The 2,201-nt window shown below is 63.5% G+C and carries 2 protein-coding genes; both read left to right on the forward strand.

What is annotated here, in order from left to right; genetic code table 11:
- Window positions 1-304, forward strand: a 304-nt coding sequence (locus tag BN3772_RS30430) for a hypothetical protein (RefSeq protein ID WP_042204534.1), incomplete at its 5' end; no start/stop codon positions are given.
- Between the two features lie 17 nt (window positions 305-321).
- A partial coding sequence (locus BN3772_RS30435; RefSeq protein ID WP_167336704.1) for a tetratricopeptide repeat-containing glycosyltransferase family 2 protein occupies window positions 322-2,201 on the forward strand: 1,880 nt, incomplete at its 3' end.

Below are 2,201 nucleotides of genomic sequence, written 5' to 3' on the forward strand. Positions count from 1 at the left end.
GGGGAGCGGCGGTGCGCTGCTGCCAGGGGCAGCTGCAGCCAACCTGCTACAGCTGCTGGAGCAGGTTGGCTGTACACCGGCAGACCAGCAGCTTAAGCATCCGGATATTGTATCGCTGCTAAGCCATCCTGCTGCTGCCGGACCGGCTTGCCCCCCTCCTTCCTCCGGCTCCGAATTCAGGTCCGCCCGTGCCTGGATGCTGCTGGCGGACAGTACTCTGGCTTCACTGTCCGCTTCGTCCGGTTACGGTCCGGCTGCGGGCAGGGCACGGCTCATCCTTCCCCTTCCCCGGTATGGAGGATAGAAAGGAGTATGAAAAGTATGAGTATGCCTCCGGTCTCCCTCTGCATGATTGTTAAGAACGAAGCACAGCATCTCGGGAGGTGCTTGTCCTCTGTGAAAGGACTCGTATCCGAAATCATCATTGCAGATACCGGTTCCACTGACGGGAGTGTGGAGATTGCCCGCAGCTTCGGTGCCACAGTGATCAGGGTAGCGTGGGAGCATGATTTTGCCAAAGCCCGCAATCTGACTCTCCGCCAGGCCTCCTGCCCGTGGATTCTGGTGCTGGATGCGGATGAAGCCGCAGGCGGCTGGCAGCCGGAAGCTCTAGAGCGGCTTTTGAATACTCCTTCAGCTCAAGGTTATTTCCTGCCTTTTATTCATTATGTGGGAAGTGCTGCCGGCGAAGAATACTTCACGGACAATGTCTGCCGGCTGTTCAGGAATGATCCCGGCATACAATTTCACGGGACCATTCATGAGGAGGCAGCCAGCAGTATTTGGGCGCTGCCGGACGGCGAGATTGCTTATGCGGCTCTGCCAGTACTTCATTACGGGTATATGGATGAAGAGCTGCTGCTCAAGAACAAAGCCTCCCGCAATCTGGAGCTCATCCGGGCTGCCTTGCAGCTTGATCCGCAGAGCTATGCTCTGCGTTACGCGCTTGGCACCGAATTTTACCAGCAAGGCCGGTACGGGCAAGCCGCAGATATTCTATTCCCTCTGCTTGACGAAGCTCCGTCCGGCCGTGGCTATGCAGCAGACATCTGTCTCAAAACGGCATTTGCCCTGCAGGCTGCCGGACGGCTTCAAGCCGCCAGGGCGGTTTATACCGAAGGCCTGACCTTGTTTCCCGGCTTCACTGACCTTCTGGAATCTTATGCCCGGCTTCTCTTGGAGGATGGTGAAGTGCAGGAGGCTTACCGCCAGCTGCTGGCAGCGCTTAGCAGCGGAGATGCCGCCCATAAGTATCCCTCCTCCTCCGGCAGCGGAACCAGCCGCACCAGCCTGCTGGCCGGACAGGTCTGCGAGCAGTTGTATCTGTTCGGAGAAGCAAAGGAACACTACGTGCAGGCAATCCGGTTCATGCCTGACCTGTCAGCAGCCTGGGAAGCGCTCGTACCGCTCTGCTTGCTGTCAGGCGACGTTGACCGCCTCACTGCCTTGACCCTGGCAGCCGGCACAGCGCTATCGCCGGGCACGCTGCGCCTGCTGGTGCCGGCGGCGCTGAACGCCCGTGCAGCCGGCTGGCTGCACGCACTCAGCAGCGCCGCACAGCTGCCCGCTCCGGCGCGGCGCGTGCTGCAGGTGCTGCCGGATATGCTCCGGCAGCATGAAGCCCCCCCGGCAGTCGCCGCCCGCCTGGAGCGGCTGCTGCCGGAGCCCGGGCCCGAGCAGCCGTTTATACACGGCTATCTCTGGGCCTGGGCCTGCCGCACCGGGGATACCGCTGCGGCACAGCACTGGCTCGGCAGCCTGGCCGGCTGCCGGCCCGGACTCCCGGCAGTTGCGCAGCTCCTGCCGGGAAGCTCTGCGGCAGCACCGTTACTTGGCGCTGCCATGCCTGCGCCCCCCGCCGCTGCGCCAACCTCCTCTGCTTTCGCCGCACCAGTTGCCGCTATACCCGCCGCTGCGCCAGTCTCCACTGCCTCCACCGCCCCAGTTACTGCTTCATCCGCCGCTGCGCCACTCTCCACTGCCTCCGCCGCACCAGTTACCTCTGCACCCGCCGAAGCTACGCGTCAGCCCGGCACGGCAGACCGTGCATCCGGCGCCGGGTCCCGGCCGTCTGCCGCCGATCTCGCGTATGCCGCGCAGCTGCTGCTCCAGGCAGGTGCCTGGAGCAGCCTGCTGGGCTTATACCGGAGCGCCGGCACGCGGCTGCAGTGGACGCGCCTGCCGCAGCCGCTGCTCGGCGG

It is taken from the genome of Paenibacillus camerounensis (genome assembly GCF_000723885.1).
Classification (GTDB): domain Bacteria; phylum Bacillota; class Bacilli; order Paenibacillales; family Paenibacillaceae; genus Paenibacillus_AQ; species Paenibacillus_AQ camerounensis.